This window comes from Streptomyces acidiscabies, assembly GCF_020010905.1.
GTDB classification, from domain to species: domain Bacteria; phylum Actinomycetota; class Actinomycetes; order Streptomycetales; family Streptomycetaceae; genus Streptomyces; species Streptomyces acidiscabies.
Genome location: NZ_JAGJBY010000001.1, coordinates 4976775 through 4995999, shown reverse-complemented (window position 1 = coordinate 4995999; position 19225 = coordinate 4976775). Strand labels below are relative to the sequence as shown.

Below are 19225 nucleotides of genomic sequence, written 5' to 3'. Positions count from 1 at the left end.
ATTGGGTGTGCCTGGCGCTACGGCATCGCCAAAGTTGCGGGCCCGGTGCTGGCCCGCAGCGAGATCGGCGGCGTCAACAGGTGGTGCCGAGGGGGCGTACCGGGCTGGTCCAGCCGTTCGACGAGCAGATCGACGGCCCGCCGCCCCATCTCCTCGGCGGGCACGTCCGCCGCCGTGAGCTGCGGCGTCACCGTCTCCGCCCAGCGCGCGGCGACGACCCCGGTGACGGAGAAGTCGCGCGGGACATGGCGTCCGGACTGCGCGAGGCCCCGGTAGATCCCGCCCAGGGACGCCTCGTTGAGCGTGACGAGCCCGGTCGTGTCGGGGTCGTCGTACAGCATCCGCTCCACGCACGCCTGCCCCGCCGCCGCGTCGTCCCCGCAGGTGTACGCCCGTACGGCGAGCCCGCGTTCGGCGGCGGCCTTGGTGAAGCCGTCGAGCCCTCGGTGCGCCGACTCGTAGCCGGCGCGCAGGAGTTGGGAGGGGCGGTTGACCAGGGCGATGCGGCGGTGGCCGAGGTCGGCGAGGTGGTGGACGCAGGCCGCCGCGAGCGCGGTGTGGTCGACGCCGACCCACCAGGTCGTCTCGGGGCGTGCGACACGGCCGATGGTGACGGCCGGGAAGTCGAGGGCGGCGAGGTGGTCGACCCGGTCGTCCTGGAGGCGGATCTCCATCAGGATGGCGCCGTCGACGCGGCGTTCTCCCAGCAGGCGCTGGAAGGAGCGGTCGCTGTCGACGCCGCTGGGGGACAGCAGGACGTCGTAGTCGTAGGAGGCCGCCGCTTCGACGACGCTGCCGATGAAATCGAGCTGCATGCCGGTGTAGTGGTCGCCTGCGGGCGGGAAGACCAGGCCGATGGTGTTGGTCCGGCCGTTGGCCAGTGCTCGTGCGCTCGCGTTGGGGCGGTAGCCGAGTTCGTCGATGACGCGCTGGATCTTGCGGCGGGTGTCGTCGGAGACGGGGCGTTTGCCGCTGAGGGCGTACGAGACGGTGCTCCGGGAGACACCGGCCCGGTGGGCGATCTCACCGATGTTCACGGGTCTCCTTCGGGTGGGTCGAACCGGTTCGGTAACGGACCGGAAGTTGTCGAACCGGTTCGCGTGAAGTGAAGGTAGGGAGCGGCCGAGCGGGTGTCAACACCTCTGACAGGACTTCGCGGATGCCGGAAACAAGCCGTGTCGAGGGGATTGCCGGGCACTCGCGCCGGTGCTAGCTTCCCGAACCGGTTCGATGAACTGATCCTTCCGCGCCCCCGACACCCCCTGCCCTCTCCGCTCCAGGTCAGCGACTCGAACCGGTTCGACAACCCCAAGGATTGAGGACGCGATCCATGCCATCCCCTGAGAGATCACCCCGGCGCCGCGCCCCCGCCGCCGTGGCACTCGCCCTCGGTGCGGGCCTCCTGGCCTCACCCGCCGTACCCGCCCAGGCTGCCGACACCCCCGCCCCCGTCGCCCACTACACCTTCGACCAGGACGACACCGCCTCCGGCCGGATCACCGACACCTCCGGCAACAACCTCACGGCGACCCTCGTCAACCCCTCGACCGCCCAGTCCGTCACCGGCGCCGACGGCGGCAAGGCCCTCGCCCTGCCCGGCGGCGCGCCCACCTCGACCGGCGCGTACGTCCGTCTCCCTCGCGAAATCCTCGGCGACGCCGCCGACTTGACGGTCTCGGCCCGCGTGAAGTGGGGCACCGACGCCTCGCCCTGGCAGCGCGTCTTCGACCTCGGCACCGACACGTCGACGTACCTGTTCACGACCCCCTCGAACGGCAGCGTCCTGCGAACGGCCGTGAGCACGGGCGGCGGTGGCGGCGAGGCGCAGGTCTCCGGGTACGCCCCGCTCCCCGCCGACCAGTGGCGGACCCTCACCGTCACCCTCGACACGGCCGCCGGCCGCGTCACCACCTACCTCGACGGCGTCGCCGTCTCCTCGGCGCCGACGAGCGTCAAGGCGAAGGATCTGCTGGCGAGTTCGGCGACGGCCGCCGGCTACATCGGCAAGTCCTTCTACCCGGACCCGCTCCTCAAGGGCGCGATCGACGACTTCACCGTCTGGCACACGGCCCTCACACCCGCGCAGGTGGCGGGCCAGATCGGCACACTTCCCACCATGACGCAGCTCTCGCAGACCGCCTTCACCGTCCGTACGACGACCGGCAAGGCCCCGGCGCTCCCGCCCGCCGCCCGCGCCTCCTTCTCCGACGGCTACGACCGCGACGCCCCGATCACCTGGGACGCCGTCCCCGCCGACAAGTACGCCGGCCCCGGCACCTTCACGGTGGCCGGAACCGCCGCCGGACGTGCCGTCACGGCGACCGTCACGGTCGTACGCGAAGGCGAGTTGACCGTGGACCTCGCCTCGGACACGGGCGCGTTCCACGGCGGTGCCTCGGGGACGCTGTACGGGGTGTACGGCCCGGACGTCCCGACCAACAACCTCATCGAGGGCATGGGGCTGCGGACCGTCTCGACCAAGGCGCAGGACGGGCCCCAGCATCCGGGCGCCGACGCGCTGGAGGTCGTGAAGCCGCTCGCCGACTCCACGGACGGCGACGTCTACATCTACATGACCGACATCCACCGCGGCTTCCCCTACCAGTGGCCCGGCAGCACGCCCGCCGAGAAGGTGAAGCTGTACGAGGAGAAGCTCGCCAAACAGGTCGACCAGGTCCTCCAACTCCCGGAGAAATACCGGGACAACATCGTCTTCGTGCCGTTCAACGAGCCCGAGGGCAACATGTTCGGGACCGGTGAGTGGAGCTACAACAAGGTCAGTTGGCTGACGGACCCGGCCGACTACTTCGCCGCGTGGGACTCCGCGTACAAGCTCATCAAGGGCAAGCTGCCGGACGCGCGGATCGCGGGCCCCAACACCAGCATCCTGTACGACCAGGTGAAGGGTTTCCTCACGCACGCGAAGGCCGCCGGGACGCTGCCCGACGTCGTCACCTGGCACGAGCTGAGCCATCCGGAGGCGGTGCGGCAGAGTGTCGCCAAGTACCGTGTCTGGGAGAAGGAGTTGGGGATCGGTCCGCTGCCGATCAACATCAACGAGTACGCCTTCAACTACCACACCTCGGTGCCCGGGCAGATGATCCAGTGGGTGTCCGCGATCGAGGAGTCCAAGGTCGACGCGGACATCGCGTACTGGAACATCGACGGCAACCTCTCCGACTCCGCCGTGCAGTCCAACCGGGGCAACGGGCAGTGGTGGCTGCTGAATTCGTACGCCTCGATGAGCGGGCACACCGTCGCCGTGAACCCGCCCTTCCCGGGCCAGAACTACACGATGCAGGGGGTCGCCACGCTCGACGCGGCCAAGAAGCAGGCGCGGCTCATCTTCGGCGGGTCCAGCGGCAAGGGGCACATCACGTTCGCCGGCGTTCCGCGCAAGGTGTTCGGCTCCCAAGTGCACGCCTGGGTACGGGAGATCGAGTGGAGCGGGCAGATCGGGGACAACTCCGGGCCGAAGCTGATCGGTGAGCAGAACCTGAAGGTCGCGGCCGACGGGACGGTCTCCGTCGACTTCGGCGCGCTCAAGGAGTCCTCGGCGTACGAGATCGTCCTCACCCCGGCCGGCAACGCGCGCGGCGTCCAGTCCGCGCCGGTGCGCTGGCAGGGGTCGTACGAGGCGGAGGACGCCGCACACACGGGTACCGGCTGGACGAAGAACGGGCCCGAGGGGTCGACGAGCGACGTCTCGAAGTTCTACACGTCCGGCGGGTACGACGTCGGCGGGCTGCGCACCGGCTCCGACCTCGCCCTGGACTTCACGGTCGACGTGCCCGAGGACGGCTCGTACGACCTCAGCGTCTTCGCCAACTCCCTCAACACGTACGACAAAGTCCAGGAACAGGGCCCCACGAACGTCTTCCTGCGGGTCGACGGCGCCGCCGAACAGGAGCTCCACCTCCCCCTCGGCTACAAGTGGGTCGTCTGGGACCACACCGACACGAAGGTCCACCTCACCAAGGGCCGCCACACCCTGACCCTCGCCGCGAAGAGCCTCGACGGCAAGCGCGCGACGAAGGGCGACGCGATCGTCGACCGCCTGACGCTGGCCCTGCCGTCGGCTTCCGCCAACACCCAGGTGTACGAGGGTGAGTTGGCTTGGCTGAGCGGTGGCGCCCGGCCGGTGTACGGGCCCGCGCTCACCGGGTCCGGCGGCGCCCAGGTCGGGCGGGGGCAGACGGCCACGTTCTGGGTCTACTCCCCCGCCGACCGCGAGGCCACGCTCACCGTCGACTCCCTCGGCGGCGCCGGTGCGCGGCTGTCCGTCAACGGCAACGACGTCCTGCGCCTCACCCCGGGCAGGCGGGCCGTCGCGGTGTCCCTCTCCGGGGGCGTCAACAAGGTGACGGTGACGGGGAGTTCGGTCCCGACGCTGGTGGACCGCCTGACGGTGACGGCGACCGAGGGCCGGTTGCCGGTCCGTACGTACGAGGCGCAGAGCGCCACTCTCGCGGGTTCGGCGAACCTCGTCTCCCTGCCGCTCGCGAGTGCGGGAACGGCGATCACCGGGGTCGGCGGCGATCCGGGCAACGCCAACACGGCGACGTTCAGCGTCAGCGCGGACAAGCCCGGCCTGTACGCCCTCCGCATCCGCTACTCCAACCCGGAACAGTCCCCGGCGACCCACTACAACCCCGACCCCCTGGTCCGCCACGCGGACATTTCCATCAACGGCGGCCCCATCCGCCGCGTGACCTTCCCGCACACCTTCCACCAGGACAACTTCTGGGAGTTGACGGTTGCGGTCCAGCTGAAGAAGGGGGCGAACAAGGTGTCCTTCCGCTCGGAGGAACTCCCCAACTTCGACGGGACGACGTACGCCTCTGACACCTTCCCGGGCGTGCTGCTCCGCTCCCGGTACGCGCCGCTGATCGACCGGATCACGGTCGCGCCCTACGCCCGAGAGGTGAACTGACCCTGGGCCGGGGGCGTGCCCTGTCGGCACACCCCCGGCCCTTGACAGTGCTCGATCACCGATGTTTACCTGAGGAGTCAGAGATTCACCTCTAAAGCCAATGGCTCAGAGTCTCCCACGGAGGACGCCGACCATGCCCGAAGCCCCCGGCACCGAGTTCTGGCAGACCCTCAAACCGATCGAGAACTCCCTCAAGCCCGATGCCCTGCCCGAGGTCTACCTCTCCCAGGTGGCCACCGACGACGACCGCTACTACGTCCCGTTCACGGAGACCGTGGGGTCGCGCCCCCTGTGGATCAACGTCAAGGACAACTCGTGGGCGGACATTCTGCGGGCGAAGGAAGCCGGGCTGGTCAACCGGCACTATCACCCGCACGAGGTGTTCGCGTTCACCCTCTCCGGCAAGTGGGGGTATCTGGAACGGCCTTGGACGGCGAGCGCCGGGGACTTCGTGTACGAGTCCCCCGGGGAGGGGCACACACTGGTCGCCTATGAGAGCGATGAGCCGATGAAGGCGTTCTTCATCGTCAAGGGACCACTGATCTGGCTCGACGAGGACGGCAACCCCGACGGGTACTTCGACGTCCACGACTACCTCGCGATGTGCCGTGAGCACTACGAGAAGGTCGGGATCGGCGCCGACTACGTGGACTCGCTGCTGCGCTGACCCACGGCGATCGTGCACAGCCGTTTCGTCGCCCGCGTCAGACCCACGTACAGATCCCGCTCCCCGCTGACCCGCGCCGCCTCGATCCCCTCGGGGTCGAGGACGATGACGCCGTCGAACTCCAGGCCGCGCGCCTGGGACGCGGGGATCAGGTGGGCCCAGTGGGTGACGCCGGCGGTGTGCAGTTCCTCGGTACGGGTGTCCGCGCAGATCACGCCGAGCAACTCGCCGGGGTGCTTGGCGTGTTGGTCCTGGAGCTCCGTCAGCAAGGCCGCCGTCAAATCGTCCGGGGTGGTGGTGAGGGTGCGGGGGATCTCGCCGCTCCGGATGGCGCTGCTGGGTTTCTGGCCGGGGGCGATGCGGGTCAGGAGGTCGTGGGTGGTGGCCAGGATCTCGACCGTCGTGCGGTAGCTGACCGTGAGAGTGTGCAGCTCGAAGCGCGGGCCGACGTGCGGAGTCAGCGCCTCGTCCCAGCCACGGGCCGTCGTCGCCGGTCCCGCCTGCGCGAAGTCCCCGACGAGTGTCATCGACCGCGCCGGACACCGCCGGACGACCATCCGCCACTGCATCGCGGTGAGTTCCTGCGCCTCGTCGACGACGACATGTCCGTACGTCCGTGAGGGCGGCCCGTCGACGAGGCTCCCGGCTTCGTCCAGGAGCGGGACGTCCGCGTCGGACCAGGCAGCGCCGGACGACCCGGCCAGCAACGCCCGCTCCTCGTCGCCCAGTTGAGGCATCTCCGACGCGAACAGGGCCCGTACGACGCCCTCGGCCGTGAGCGTCGGCCACAACTCCTCGACCGCCCGCTCGACTTGGGGGTCGTCCAGCAGGCCCTCCCGTACCGCGTCCGCGTCGAACTCGTCGGCGGCGCTGCTCGTGACCTCGTCGTCGTACCCCAGTTTCCGCAGGTCAGCGGCGGCGGCACGGTCGAGATCGAGCCCCGTGGCCTCGGCCACCTCGGCGTCGATGCGTTCCAGTGTCTCCAGGGCGTCCCGCTCCAGCGCGTCGGTGACCTCGTCGACGAGGAACTCCTTGAACACCTGCCGGGCGCGATTGTGCCCAAGTCCCGTCCCCACAGCGGCGTTCCGGGCCCGCGCGACCTCCCGCTCCCCGAGCCGCATGCCCTGGACGGCGAACTCGCCGCGCACCGCCTGCCGTTCGCGGACCACCTCGGCCAGCGCGTCCGCCAGCACCGAACTCCCCTTGATCCGCGCCGACTCGGCCGGTTCCGTCCCCGACGGGACGACCCCGGCGAGTTCCTCGCACGTCGCGAGGACGACGTCGTTCTCACCGAGGGAGGGCAGCACCTGGGAGACGTAGTCGAGGAACCGGGCGTTGGGCCCGAGGACCAGCACCCCGCGTTCGGCGGCGCGCGGGAACGCGTACAGCGCGTACGCCGCCCGGTGCAGCGCGACGACCGTCTTGCCGGTGCCTGGCCCGCCCTGGACGACGGTGACGCCCCGGTGGGGTGAGCGGACGATGGCATGCTGCTCGGCCTGGAGCGTGGCAACCGCCGTACCCATACGGCCGGTTCGCCGCGCCTGGAGGACCTCCGTGAGGGGGTTGTCGCCCACGATGTCGTCGGGCGTGGCCTCGGAGCCGTCGAGGAGTTCGTCGTTCACGGCGCTCACCGTGCGGCCCTCAAGACGGAGGTGGCGCCGGCGGCGCAGGCCCATCGGGTCGACGGCGGTGGCCTCGTAGAAGGGCCGGGCCGCCTCCGCGCGCCAGTCGACGAGGAGCGGCAGGTCGAGGTCGTCGGGGTGCAGGCCGAGGCGTCCGATGTGCAGGGCGGTGCCGTCGGCGGCGTCGGTCCGGCCGAAGACCATGCCGCTCTCGGCGGCCTCGAAACGCCGGATCTCCCCGGCGAGCCGAGCGGCGGCGAGATCACGCTCGTACACCTCACGCCCACCGTCGGCCGGAGCCTTGACGACAGCCGCGAGCTGCGCCCGAACCTGCGCCACCCTCTCGTCGAACAGCCCGTACATGGTCGATACACAAGCCTGCTGCGCCTTCACCTGACGCGCGGGACCGTCGCTGATCTGCGACAACGGGGGGCCTCCTCTGGGTGCGGCTCACCACTATGGGGGTGGCGGCGCCCAAAGGTAAGTCTTGATTTACCCGCCTGGCGGATGCCCTCGGCCACAGCGCACCACGACGACCGGCAAGTCCCGGCCCGGCACGCCCAGTTGAGGCACACCGAACCGGCACCGGATACACGCTCACCCTCCCGTCACATCCGGCGCCCGCAGCAGCCGCAGAAACGCCTTCACCCCCGCGATGATCTCCTTGTTGTCGGTGAGCCGGTTCACCGTCGCCTCGAACTCCCGCCCCAGCGCGGTGAGCCGGCGGTCGGTCTCCTCGGCCCGTTCGTACGTGACCATCGTCAACGCGTCGACCGTGCGCCGGAGTTCGGCGAGGGCCCGGTACTGTTCCTCCGCCTTGTCCTCCAGGACCTTGTGCGCGGCCTCGGTGCGGGCGAGGCGGGTGCGGAGGTCGACGACGTCGTCGCGGGGGTGGGTGACTTCCCGCAGGAGGGTCCGCAGGCGGCGCCGGAGCTGGCCGAAGTACGCCCCGGCGGGCCGGAAGAGGGTGCTGAGCAGGAAGAACCCGGCGAACCAGTACCCCGTGAAGCCGCCGGTGGCCCAGGTGACCGCGAGGACGACCGCCGCCGTCAGGAGGTGACCGGCGACGGCCGTGCGCAGCATCAGCCGGGCGATGCGCGCGGCCTCGGCGTCGCGGGCCGGGGAGACCTCGATGCCCTTCTCCCGGCTGACGGCGATCTCGGCGAGGACGGTGTGGGCGCGGAAGTACAGGTTCCACGGCAGGGTCAGCAGGAGCGTGAGCCACAGCAGGCTCAGCACGCCCGCGCCGACGGCGAACACCACCGCGCTCGGCGCTCCCGCCACATAGGCGAAGACCAGCGCCGCCACCGCCGCGACGACCGCCGCCACCGCACCCAGAAATCTGCCCATGCCCTCGGACTCCCCCGCTCACGCCGTCTTTCGTTCATCGTCCTCGGCGCGGCACGGGTCGGCATGAGTAGCCGTACTCACCTACGAGTCGACCCGTTTCGCTCGCACACCGATCCCGGGTCAACGGTCCATCCACTCCCGGATCAGCCGTAGCGTGCGCGCCGGTTGCTCCTCGTGCACGTAATGCCCGACGCCGGGCCAGTGCTCGACCCGCGAGCGCTGGGTTCCCTCCTCCCACGCGGCGGCCTCCGCCAACGTCCAGACGGTCAACGCCGGTTGCGTGCGCAGCCGGAGGAACGCCTCGGTCAGCGGGCGCACGCCGATCGCGTCGGGGCCGACGTACATCCCCGCGTACGCCTGGGAGATGACGTGGTCCGGCGTGCCCAGCATCGTGCGGAGGTGGGCGGTGCGCAGGCCGGTGGGAGCCTGTGGGGAGAAGGCGCCGGACATGAACTCGGCTGCGGCGCGGGAGCCTTGGGCCTCGAAGTGCGCTGATCTGGCCGGGATGGCGTCGACTTCGGCGCCTGTCGCGCCGTGCGCCGGGTCGAGGGCGACGACCGAGTGGACGAGGTGGGGGTGGTGGACGGCGAGGAGGTTGACGATCTGGACTCCCATGGAGTGACCGACGGCGGTCACCGGGTCCTGGACGAGCGTCGCCAGGTCGTCCGCCATCTCCCGGGGTGTGTACCCCGTGTCCGGGACCGGCGAGCGGCCGTGGCCGCGCAGGTCGGGGACGATCACCCGGTACCGCTGCGCCAGCTCCTCGGCGTGGTACGACCATTCGCGCCCGTCGCCGCCCCAGCCGTGCACGAACAGCACGGTCGGAGCGTCGGCGGGACCGAGGGTGGTGGAGAAGAGCATCGTGTGTCAGCTCCTGTGGAGTACGAGGGTGCTGCGGGGGCCGATGCGGGGACACTGACCCGCACCGATCATTTGTGTCCAGCCGACGAGTTCGGGGTCCTTGAACGCGGCGGCGGACATGACGCCGACGTACCCGAGTTCACGGGTCAGACCGGCGCGGCTTACGTCTAGCACACGTGGGGGCGGGGTGCTGCTGAGTCAACGGGTACGGTCGGGGTGTTCGTCCGTCCTCAGGAGTGCTTCCGTTGCCTTCCCTCTCTGCCCTGGTCACCGGCATGGAACGTCACCAAGTCGCCTTGTACGTCGGGGCGCTGGCCGTCGGGGCGGTGATCGGCTGGGGCGCGCCCGGTGCGGGGCCCGGACTTGAGCACGCGATCAACCCTGTGCTCGCCGCGCTCCTGTACGTGACGTTCCTCCAGGTGCCCGCCGCCGAACTGGTCCGCTCCGCGCGGGCGGGCCGGTTTCTGGGGGCGGCGCTGGTGGTGAACTTCGTCGTCGTACCCCTTGTGGTCGCCGCGATGTTCGCGTTCCTCCCCGGTGATCAGGCTGTCCGGCTCGGTGTGCTGCTCGTTCTGCTCGCTCCTTGTGTCGACTACGTCATCGTCTTCAGTGGGCTGGCGGGTGGCAGCAGTGAACGGCTTCTCGCTGCTACGCCGTTGCTGCTTCTTGCGCAGATGGTTCTTCTGCCGGGATACCTGTTTCTCTTCATGGGGCCCGATCTCTCGGATGTCGTCGATGCCGGGCCGTTTCTTGAGGCGTTCGTTGTGCTGATCGTCGTGCCGTTGGTGTTGGCGTGGCTCACGCAGGCGTGGGGGGCGCGGCGTGTGGTCGGGCGGCGGTTCGTGGAGGGGGCGGGGGTGACGATGGTGCCGTTGATGGTTGCCGTTCTGCTTACCGTCGTTGCCTCTCAGGTGCCCAAGGTGGGTGACGGGTCGGGGTGGTTGGGGAATGTCGCGCGTGTTGTGCCGTTCTACGTCGTCTTCCTGGTGGTGATGCCGTTCGCGGCGTTGGGGGTTGTGCGGCTGTTTCGGCTGGGGGCTCGGGATGGGCGGGCGATCGTGTTCACGGGAGCTACGCGGAATTCGCTGGTTGTGTTGCCGTTGGCGTTGGCTCTGCCGGAGGGGTTGGCTGTGGCGGGGGTGGTTGTGGTGACGCAGACGTTGGTGGAGGTGGTGGGGATGGTGGTTTATGTGCGGGTGGTGCCTCGGTTGTTGCCCTGAGGTGGGGGGTGGCTTGAGGCGGCCGTCTTCGCTGGTCAGGGGGCGTTGTCAGTGCCGGGTGTCACGATGCGGGTATGAGGAATTCCGACTGGCGTCCCTTTCTCACCCGGTGGAGCGAGGAGTGGGCCGACGCCTCCGATGAGCCGTCGCCGGAGCTGGACGCGCGGTGGCTGGGGTTCGCCGGGGCCTCCGAGGAGCGGATCTCCGCGCTGGAGGAGCGGCTCGGGTGTCGGCTGCCGCCTTCGTACCGTGGCTTCCTCGCCGTGAGTGACGGGTGGCTGCACGCGGGGAGTTTCGTGTGGCGGCTCGCCGGGGTCGACGAGGTGGGGCCGTACTCCGATGACGCGGGGTTGGGCGAGATGTACCGGGGCGAGTTGGACGAGCGGTCCACGCCGGAGGAGGTACTGGAGGCCGGGATGTGGGAGCGGGCGCTTCAGCTGGAGACCGAGTCGGACCTGACGAACGTCCTGCTGGACCCCGGCGACGTCGACTCGGACGGCGAGTGGGCCTGCTACGACTACGCGAGTTGGCGAGGAGAAGGCCCAGTGCGGTACGGGTCCTTCGCGGGGTTCATGGAAGCGATGTACCGGCAGTTCCACAGCATGTCCGCGCACTCCTTGGGCCCGGAGTTCGTCAACTCCACGACTCTGGCGCAGGATGCGGCGGTCTCGGGGGCGCGTGTCGACGCGTTGCGGGGGCGGTACGAGGAGGCGCGGGCGGCTCTCGACGAGGCATACGAGTACGGCAGACCGCTGGCGACGGAGTTGCGCGACCAGCTCAAGTACCTGTCGGGAGAGACGTACACGGTGTCGTTCGGCACCCTCGCCGCCGACCCCCTCTACCAGCCGGAGGTCCGGCCCGCGCTCGCCGCCGAGCGACTCCGTATGGGGCACCGGCGAACCGACGACGACCTCCGCTACACGGCGCCCGGCCCTTTCGGCGAGGCCGTCGAGGAGGCCCGCGAGTCGGCCCGCTGGGGCGACACGGACGCGGCTTGGCGCATCCTGCGCGCGGCGCTCCCCGAGTGGCGCCCCGTAGGCCCCGACCTCCTCGCGCCGCTGGGCCTCCTCGCCGACCCGGTCCTCGGCCCGGTGTGCACCCCGGAGCGGTGCCGCGAACTCCTCGCCACCCCCAGGGCCGGCGAGACCGGCGAGGTCCCGTCTCCCACGCCCGACCTCGATCCGCCGGGCCTGTCCTGGCTGGCGGACCCGGACTCCGCCGACCGCCTGTCGTCGTACCGACTGATTCTGGTCGAGGGGGTCGACCCCACGGACCTCCCCGCACGAATCGGTGGCGCCGCTCTCGGTGAACCGATGACGTACTGGGAGGCTCACCTCGACGAGCCCCGCTCCGCCGTCGGGCGCGCCGGTCCGGACTGGAGCTTCGCCTTCGAGGCCGCCCCGCACCAACGCTTCTACGAACCCCGCTTCGTCTCCCCGGCCCCGGCGGCTTCCGCCGGCACCCGTGCCATCGCCCTCTGGCGCGAGTCCGACGACAGCCCCCTGTTCCACCTCTCCGTGGCGGAGAACGGCGAGGAGCGGTACGCGTTCACGGTCCGGGGCGACGAGGTGCACCGCACCGGGCCGATACCGCCGTCCCTGAACCCCGAACCCCTGGACGAGCGGCGTGTGTTGGAGTTCCTTGGGGCCGAGTTCGGCGTCCAGCTCCCCCGCCAAGCCCTCTTCCACGGCCGCCTCCACACCCTCGTCCCCCGCCCCTGGAGCCGCCCGGCGGGACCCGGCGAGGGCTATGCCGACGTCACCCGCGGCACGCTACCGCCGAGGCATCTCTCGCAGGAATGAGCACGGCACGCCCGGAAACCCGGTCGAACCGGACCGCGTGGATTCGCTAGAAAGTCGGTATGTCTCCTCAACGCCCCCTCCTCCCCCGTTCGACACCGGCCGCGTCCGGGATCTCGTCCCGTTCGATCTCCCTGCTGCTGGACCAGCTCGAAGCGCGGGCCGTCGAGTGTCACTCGCTCATGGTCGTCCACCGGGGCCACGTCGTCGCCGAGGGCTGGTGGGCGCCGTACTCGGCCGACCGTCCGCACCTGCTGTACTCGCTGACCAAGTCGTTCACGTCGATCGCGGTGGGGCTCGCGATCGCCGACGGGCTGCTCGCGCTGGACGATCGTGTGGTGGACGTGCTGCCGGACCACGTCCCGGCCGACATCTCGGAGCAGGGCAGCCGCATCACCGTCCACCATCTGCTGTCCATGACGGCCGGGCATCCCGTGGACAGCCTCACCGAGGCATGGGAGCTGGAGCCGGACGACTTGGTGAGGGGCTTCCTGCGCCTGCCGTTCACGGCGGTCGGAACGCGGCACACCTACGACAACGCGACCACCTTCGTCCTGGCCCGGATGGTGGAACGGGTCACGGGCCTCGACCTTCCGCAGTTCCTCGACGACCGCCTCTTCAGGCCGATGGGCATCGACCACGCCGAGTGGGACCGCGTGGCCAGTGGCGCCGCCTTCGGCTTCCACGGACTCCACCTGACGACCGAGTCCGTCGCCGCCTTCGGCGAACTGCTGCTGCGCGGAGGCAGGTGGGGCGACGAGCAGCTCGTCCCGAGCGAGTGGATCGACCTCGCGACCACACGCCACATCGACACCCTCCCGACCGAAGACGGACCGAACAACGCCGACTTCACCTGCGGCTACGGCTACCAGTTCTGGATGTCCCGCCACGGCTACCACGGCCACGGCGCCTTCGGCCAGCAGTGCGTGGTGGTCCCGTCCCACGACCTCGTGATCGCGGTGACCGCCCAGGCAGAGACCCAGGACATCTTCGACGCCCTCTGGGAGCACCTGCTCCCCGCCATGGACCACGGCCCAAGCGCCCAGGACGACGAACTCCTAGCCGATCGCCTACGACACCTGTCGCTACCACCGATACCGGGCTCGCCCAACCCTCAACACCTGGTCACCGCAACCCTGGACGCCTCCGCCGAGGGCTCGGCACTCCCCGACGGCACGACAGTGACCGTCGCCCCCACCGACGGCGGCTGGCTACTACGGTTCGATCCGCTCCCGAACATCAAGGTGGGCCACACCGACTGGCACGAAAGCGCTCCCCTCGGCCGCCCCATCCTCGCAACCGGAGCATGGCAGGACACCCACTTCACAGCCGACCTGTACGTCATCACCACCCCGCACCGCGTCCGCGTAACCATCGACACCGGCACGGGGATCGCCACGGCCCGGTGGAGCACCACGCCTCTCACCGGCCCCAGCCTGGAACTCCACGTACGGTCACCCCTGATGACACGACCGGACGTCGCGTAGGACAGCCGCCCCTTCCACCTGCCGAAGCGTGCGCTCGAACACCCACACCACAAGCCCGAGCCCACTGAACACCGCCCCCAGCACACAGACGGCGCCCCAGCCTCCGACCGCGTACAAGGAGGTCGCGGCGAGGGCGCCGGCGCCGCTGCCGATCGAGTAGAAGATCATGTATCCCCCGATCACCCGGCTGCCCGCGTCCGGGTGCGACGCGTAGATCAACGTCTGGTTGGTGACGTGCACCGCCTGCACAGCCAGATCGAGAAGCACGACCCCAACGGCCAAGGCCCACAAGGAACTTCGAGTGAAGGCCAACGGCAGCCACGAGACGACGAGCAGCGCCAGCGCGATGCCCGTGGTCCACCGGGACAGCCCGCGATCGTTCAACCGCCCCGCGACACCGGCCGCGAGCGCACCCACGACCCCGACCAGCCCCAACGCCCCGACCGCGCTGTGCGACAGGGAGCTGAGCGGGAGCGCGACGCTGCTCCACAGGGTGCTGAAGGCGGCGAAGATCAGCAGCCCGTACAACGCGCGGACCCGCAGCAGCCGTTCCCGCGCGAACAGGGACACCGTGGAGCGCAGGAGCTGTCCGTACGGCAGGCCCGGAGCGCCATCGCCGCTCGGCAGTACCCGATACAGCACCAGGGCGAGCACAGCGACGCACCCCGCCGAAACGACGTACACGGACCGCCACCCCGCGAGATCGGCCATGACGCCGGACACCGTACGCGCGAGCAGAATCCCGACGACCACTCCGCCGGTGACCAGCCCGACGACCCGCCCACGCCCATCGGCGGGAGCCAGTGACGCCGCGAAGGCCACCAACGTCTGTGTCACCACGGCGAACAGCCCCGTCGCGGCCATCCCGACGAGCAGGACCACCGCCGTACGCGCCGTGGCCACCACCCCCAACGCCACGACGAGCAAGCCCAGTTGCCCCACGATCAGCCGCCGCCGGTCGGTCACGTCGCCCAGCGGCACGAGGAAGAACAGCCCGAGCGCGTACCCGACATGCGTGAGGGTCACGACGCTCCCGATCGCCCCGGGGCTCATATCGAGGTCGTGCCCCATGGTCACCAACAGCGGCTGCGAGAAGTAGACGTTGGCGACCGAGGCTCCGCAGGCGACGGCGAACAGCAGGACGACGCGGCGGGACAGCACGAAAGCGCGCTGCTCCATGGTGTCTGGCATCCAACCCCCAAGGTTCGGTTTCAACTTGCAACCGATGGGGACGATAGCCAGCACTGGTAGCATGTTGCAACCACCTAGGGAGCGAGGGACGACATGGTCACCAGAACCCGGTTCGACGACAGCGACTGCCCCGTCGCCCGTTCCGTCGATGCCATCGGCGACTGGTGGTCCCTGCTGATCGTCCGTGACGCCTTCGACGGGAGTCGGCGCTTCGGTGAGTTTCAGCGCAGCCTCGGGGTCGCGAAGAACATCCTCACCGCCCGATTGCGGGCTCTCGTCGCCGGTGGGGTTCTCGAAAGCGTCCCAGCGTCGGACGGGAGCGCCTATCGGGAGTACGTCCTGACGCCCAAGGGCAGGGACCTGTTTCCGGTGATCGTGGCGCTGCGGCAGTGGGGCGAACAGCACTTCTTCGAACCCGGCGAGCCGCACTCGGAGTTGCTGGACAGGCGGCATGAACAGCCGCTGCGCCCGCTGGAGGTGTTCTCGGTGGACGGACGGCGGTTGGACTCCGAGGGCGCCGCCGTCCGTAAGGTTTCCTGAGTCGGTGGGGTCAGAAGCGGCCGGTGATCTTTGTTGGGGTTACGCGGACGATGACGCGGTCGCCGTCCTCCTTCGATGCCGGGTTGAACGTGGCGTAGTCCTGGCCGGTGTATTTGAGGGAGAGTTCGTTGGGGAGGGCGCGGTCCGGGTCTGGGGTGATGGTGGCGGTGCCTCGGATTTCCGCGTAGGTGTAGGGGTTCTCCGGGGGGCTGATCATGATCGTGACTCGGGGGTCGCGGGCCAGGTTCTTGCCCTGGGCGCGGTCCGCCGTCGTGGAGAAGACGAGGTCGTCGCCGTCTCGTTTGATCCAGACGACGGTCAAGTGGGGGTGGCCGCCGGCCGTGAGGGTGGCGACGGTGGCGAAGACCTTGGTGTCGTCGAGGTGCTGCTTCAGGGCGTCGGAAAGTTCTGCTGCCATGGTTCAGGGTCCTTTGTGAGAACGCTCGGTCTGTTCAGGGAACGCGTCGGCGCCGTGGAATCATCCGGTGAGCCAGGTTCTGATGCGGTCGGATTGTGCGCGGATCTGGGAGAGGGCGTTCGTGGGGGCGCCTTCGAGCCTCGACTGGAGCGTGGTGCCCTCGTCGAGCGTGCGGAGGGCGTCGTCGTGGCGGCCGAGGGTGTCGTACAGGACGGCGAGGTTGTTGAGAGTGATCACGTGATCGGCCGAGGCACGTCCGTCGTAGCTGCGTACGGCTGACAAGAACGCGTCCAGGGCCTCTTCCCTGCGGCCCAGTTCACTCAGCCGGTTGCCGAGGGTCGTGGACGCCCTGGCCAAGTCCTCGTAGGTCCCGACCACGATGGCTCCTTCGGCCGCCGCGAGGGCTTCCTCTCTCCGGCCCACCGCCGCAAGGCAGTTGGACAGGTTGTTGAGGACCATCGCGAGACCGGGGACGCCGCCCAGCGCCTCGTACGCCTCCCTCGCCTCGAAAGCAGCGGCGAGACTCTCCTCGGCACGGCCCGACTCCCCCAGCCGTACGGACAGGTTGTTGAGGGCGGCGCCCAAGCTAGTGGTGTGCTCCAGCGGAGCCTCTGCGGCCAACTCGCGGCAGACGCTCACGGCTTCCTCCGCCTGAGCGAGTGATTCCTCGTGCCGTCCCAGGTTCGCCAGGTGGTTGGAGAACGTCATCAGGCGGCCGACGAGAGCGGCTCCATGCCTCATCAAGTCCCGTCGGGCCAGAGGCTCCAGCCGCTGGATGTCGTCGAACAGGCGGTCAAGTACCGTCGTTTCAGCGCCAGTTGCCCCGGACAACACGGAGATGAATGCCTCTACCAGCTCCCTGGCGGACGGTCTGGCGGCAGGCTCGGCCTCCAGGCAGTACCGGAGTGTCACGAGGAGCGCCGGATCGATTCGAGAGTCCAGGCCCGCCCTGGGGTGCTCCCACTTCCCGGCGGCAAATGCCAGAAGCAGCGCGCCAGCAGCGTACACATCACCCTCGGGAGAGACCTCACCCCCGCCCAAGTAAGCCTCGGTGAGGGGCAGAAGGTCACGGTGCGGACTGTCGACCCCGTCCATGGTCGCGGTCATCCACCCGATCAGCCGGATACCGTCATCAGTCTGGAGAACCGCCCTCGGCGCGACGGAACCATGTACGAGGCCGCGTTGGTGGGCGTAGACGAGGGCCCAGGAAAGACTCAAGCCGATCTCCAGGAAAACGTCCTGAGGGACCACTCCCCCATAGTCAGCGAGGACGTCGCGAAGGTTGGGCGCCGGAGCACCCCCGAGTTCGATCAACTCTGAGGCGATCCAGGGAAGTTCATCAACGCTGTCAGCCTGCACATCCACCAGAGCGGGCGCATAGAAGCCGTCCATCCTGCCCAGGCACTCCGCCTCCGTCCGAACAAGCTCCACCGCAGCCACCGGATCATCGGCGTACAGCGACACAGGCGCCCGCACAGTGACCAGGTTCCCGTCCCGCCCCAGCGCCAAGTACATCGTGATGTGCGGCCAGCCCCGGGTGCTACGCCACAACAACCGGAACCAGCCCAGCCGTTGAGGATCATCCGGCGTCAAAGCACTCCACCCCGGCGGCGCCGGATCAACTTCCCCGCCCGACACCCCGAGCCGCACCAGAAGTTGCTCCCGCAGCCACCCGAACGACCGCCCCGTGTCATCCACGACAGCCGTCCCATCCGGATGCCCCACCCACGCCGGAAACACCGGCGCCCGCCCCACCGCATCCTCGATATCCCGAGCCACCACATCAGCCGTACGCAACAACTCCCCCGCCGACACCGCACTGAGCAACGCCCGCCGAGCCTCCCCCGAGAAGTCGAACCGCCGGTGCTGCGGCAGCCGTTCGGACGCGTCGACCTCGTGCATGAGCCCCCCGAGGAACACCTCCATGAGATGCCCGGCATCCACAGGCTCACCCAACGCCGTCTGCACCAACCGCATCACCGGCGGCGTAACAGGAGCAACAGCCGCGACATGCGCCGCGAGCCGATACGCCTCGGCGGACGCGGCCTCCCGAAAACGCAGGACGGCGTCACCCTCCGGCACCTCAACCACCGTACGCATCACATCAGTTCGCCCCTCCCACAGCGGGAGAAGTGCCGTACCCCCCGGCGATGCGAGGAGCCGCGACCACTCACCAACCCCCCAGGCCGTCGGTGTGAGGACCGGTACCGGGACGGAGTCGAAGTGGGCGAGGCCGAGCGGCAGGTCGGGGTCGGACACCTGCCAGGCGTGGGTGGGCCCGCCGCGCCGGTGGGACGTGACCCGCGCGGGCCGTACGTCGATCCCCGTCCCCGCCCAGAGCCGCCCCGGCAGCGCGTGGACGATCGCGACGGGCCCGCAGCGCCCCCACCGGTCCAGCACTCCACGCATCCCGCCGTCCCGCCACCCGGACCCCACCCCGTCGCTGATGACGAGAACGAGCGTGTTCCCGCTCGGATCGCACAGGGCCTTGGGCGAAAAAGAGCGCCCGCGCCGGTAGGGGCTGGTGCGCAGGACGGGGACGGCGGCGCGCGTGTCGAGCCCGTAGACGCGTACGTCCCGGAAGGCGCCCGCGCGTTCCATCAGCCGGCGGACGTCGGCCGCGAGCCGCTGCCACAGCACCATGGACACGCCGTCGTCGATGACGAGGGCGAGGGAGAGCCAGCGGGTGCGGGCCGGGCGGGTGACGGTCTCGGGGATGCCGGTGTCGGCGATGGCGGCGACCGTGCGGGCGAGGTCGAGTTCGGGGCGGCGCCGGTCGGGGAAGCGTTGGCGCAGGGGGCGCAGGGCTTTGCCGAGGTGGAGTTGGCCGGTGGGGCGGGGTTCGGGGGTGCGGACGGGGAGCGCGGGGGACGGGGTCGTGGCGGTGGGCGCCTTCGGGGTGTCGTCCGTGGCGGTGATGGGGCGCGCGGGTTCCTTCGGCGGCGGGGGCGCTGCCGTCGGGGTGGGGCGTGGGGTGGGCGCCGGGGGCTCCTGCGGGACCGGGGCCGGGGGTGTCTCGGGTACGCCGGTGGCGCGGGCCAGCGGCGTCGGGCCTCGGCGCATCGCGAGCCACAGGGCGTCGAGGAGTTCCTCGTGGGACAGCTCGGCCCCGCTCTCGGCGAGGATCTTCGTCACGC

14 protein-coding genes are annotated in these 19225 nt (G+C 69.9%); 6 read left to right on the top strand and 8 right to left on the bottom strand.

Translation table 11 applies throughout. From position 1 onward, the window contains the following. Positions 1 to 17: 17 nt before the first annotated feature. Positions 18 to 1037 (bottom strand): LacI family DNA-binding transcriptional regulator, encoded by a 1020-nt coding sequence (locus J8M50_RS22930; protein ID WP_010356066.1) that lies wholly within the window; start codon positions 1035 to 1037, stop codon positions 18 to 20. Between the two features lie 293 nt (positions 1038 to 1330). On the opposite strand from J8M50_RS22930, the gene J8M50_RS22925 reads away from it, so the two are divergent. Next, on the top strand, positions 1331 to 4933 hold the full coding sequence (locus J8M50_RS22925) for a LamG-like jellyroll fold domain-containing protein (RefSeq protein ID WP_050987300.1): 3603 nt from the start codon (positions 1331 to 1333) through the stop codon (positions 4931 to 4933). A 133-nt stretch (positions 4934 to 5066) separates the two neighbouring features. Next, positions 5067 to 5600: a 2,4'-dihydroxyacetophenone dioxygenase family protein gene (locus J8M50_RS22920; protein WP_010356068.1), complete on the top strand. Its 534-nt coding sequence runs from the start codon at positions 5067 to 5069 to the stop codon at positions 5598 to 5600. On the opposite strand, the gene J8M50_RS22915 is transcribed toward J8M50_RS22920, so the two are convergent. The 4 genes from J8M50_RS22915 to J8M50_RS22900 form a co-directional block, all read right to left on the bottom strand. Further along, positions 5576 to 7648, bottom strand: a complete 2073-nt coding sequence (locus tag J8M50_RS22915; protein ID WP_010356069.1) for a HelD family protein — start codon at positions 7646 to 7648, stop codon at positions 5576 to 5578. The genes J8M50_RS22920 and J8M50_RS22915 overlap by 25 nt on opposite strands. A gap of 171 nt (positions 7649 to 7819) precedes the next feature. Beyond that, complete coding sequence (locus tag J8M50_RS22910) at positions 7820 to 8572, bottom strand: hypothetical protein (RefSeq protein WP_010356070.1); 753 nt, start codon at positions 8570 to 8572, stop codon at positions 7820 to 7822. 120 nt (positions 8573 to 8692) lie between these two features. Further along, positions 8693 to 9433: an alpha/beta fold hydrolase gene (locus J8M50_RS22905; protein ID WP_010356071.1), complete on the bottom strand. Its 741-nt coding sequence runs from the start codon at positions 9431 to 9433 to the stop codon at positions 8693 to 8695. 6 nt (positions 9434 to 9439) lie between these two features. Continuing rightward, entirely contained in the window at positions 9440 to 9607 is a 168-nt protein-coding gene (locus J8M50_RS22900) for a hypothetical protein (RefSeq protein ID WP_158002811.1), read from the bottom strand. 101 nt (positions 9608 to 9708) lie between these two features. On the opposite strand from J8M50_RS22900, the gene J8M50_RS22895 reads away from it, so the two are divergent. The 3 genes from J8M50_RS22895 to J8M50_RS22885 all read left to right on the top strand — a co-directional run bounded on the left by J8M50_RS22895 (position 9709) and on the right by J8M50_RS22885 (position 13939). Beyond that, a complete protein-coding gene (locus J8M50_RS22895) occupies positions 9709 to 10653 on the top strand; it encodes a bile acid:sodium symporter (RefSeq protein WP_040837265.1) in 945 nt (314 codons plus the stop codon). A 74-nt stretch (positions 10654 to 10727) separates the two neighbouring features. Continuing rightward, positions 10728 to 12455, top strand: coding sequence for an SMI1/KNR4 family protein (locus J8M50_RS22890; protein WP_010356073.1), 1728 nt, complete (start codon positions 10728 to 10730; stop codon positions 12453 to 12455). A 59-nt stretch (positions 12456 to 12514) separates the two neighbouring features. Continuing rightward, positions 12515 to 13939, top strand: a complete 1425-nt coding sequence (locus J8M50_RS22885) for a serine hydrolase domain-containing protein (RefSeq protein ID WP_010356074.1) — start codon at positions 12515 to 12517, stop codon at positions 13937 to 13939. Here the strand turns inward: J8M50_RS22885 and J8M50_RS22880 are convergent. Further along, positions 13907 to 15130: an MFS transporter gene (locus J8M50_RS22880; protein ID WP_010356075.1), complete on the bottom strand. Its 1224-nt coding sequence runs from the start codon at positions 15128 to 15130 to the stop codon at positions 13907 to 13909. The genes J8M50_RS22885 and J8M50_RS22880 overlap by 33 nt on opposite strands. A gap of 93 nt (positions 15131 to 15223) precedes the next feature. Here J8M50_RS22880 and J8M50_RS22875 point away from each other — a divergent pair, with 93 nt between their 5' ends. After that, complete coding sequence (locus J8M50_RS22875; RefSeq protein WP_010356076.1) at positions 15224 to 15670, top strand: winged helix-turn-helix transcriptional regulator; 447 nt, start codon at positions 15224 to 15226, stop codon at positions 15668 to 15670. A gap of 10 nt (positions 15671 to 15680) precedes the next feature. Here the strand turns inward: J8M50_RS22875 and J8M50_RS22870 are convergent, their stop codons facing one another. Next, positions 15681 to 16088: a PPOX class F420-dependent oxidoreductase gene (locus tag J8M50_RS22870; protein WP_010356077.1), complete on the bottom strand. Its 408-nt coding sequence runs from the start codon at positions 16086 to 16088 to the stop codon at positions 15681 to 15683. Positions 16089 to 16148: 60 nt separating this feature from the next. Beyond that, positions 16149 to 19223 (bottom strand): SAV_2336 N-terminal domain-related protein, encoded by a 3075-nt coding sequence (locus J8M50_RS49200; RefSeq protein ID WP_141655608.1) that lies wholly within the window; start codon positions 19221 to 19223, stop codon positions 16149 to 16151. Between the last annotated feature and the right edge of the window lie 2 nt (positions 19224 to 19225).